1 protein-coding gene is annotated in these 565 nt (G+C 49.6%); it reads right to left on the bottom strand.

Features of this window, described 5'->3' with window-relative positions:
- A partial coding sequence (locus R7Z49_RS26745) for an endonuclease (protein ID WP_318112692.1) occupies positions 1-565 on the bottom strand: 565 nt, incomplete at both ends.

Here is a 565-nt window from a genome sequence, read left to right as displayed (position 1 = left end):
GGGAACGAGTGTTCACGGTTGTAGCAATCCCCTTCTTGACTGTATTGACCGCATTGGTCGGTTACTTTCGTGAAACTCACTGCGTCGTTGCCCGCAGGCTTCTCTGAATACATATCAAGAATGGAGCCGTCTTTCTCGTAGTAGTTGTCCAAATCTGCGTCTTTTACCAAAGTCCAAATCGCTGAATAGCCACGGCTGGAGTGATTATTGATGATGTTAAACAACGCCGTTTTGAGTGCGTAGCCTGTCTTGCCAGACGCGGCTTGATAATACCCACCAACCACTGGTGGAGTCGTGGTGGTGTCACCTAACGTAAAATCAGTGGTTTCGCTTTTGGCGAACTCAGCGCCAGAAGCAAGGGTCTTGGCTCCTTCCATCAACGTGTACGAACCCGCGCCACTTCCACAACAAATGCCGTCACCATACTCATCTTGAATGGTGAACTGGTAATCACCGTCGGCTAAACACATGCTTTTTTCAACGGTGGTTGCCGACTCATAATCCTGACCAGAGAACAGCACTGCGGATTGGCTGTTTTTCAGCGTCCAACTCGTTTCAGAGCCGT

The sequence above is a fragment of the Vibrio sp. 1562 genome (assembly GCF_033340155.1).
Lineage (GTDB): Bacteria > Pseudomonadota > Gammaproteobacteria > Enterobacterales > Vibrionaceae > Vibrio > Vibrio alginolyticus.
This window is presented reverse-complemented; position numbering and strand designations above follow the sequence as displayed.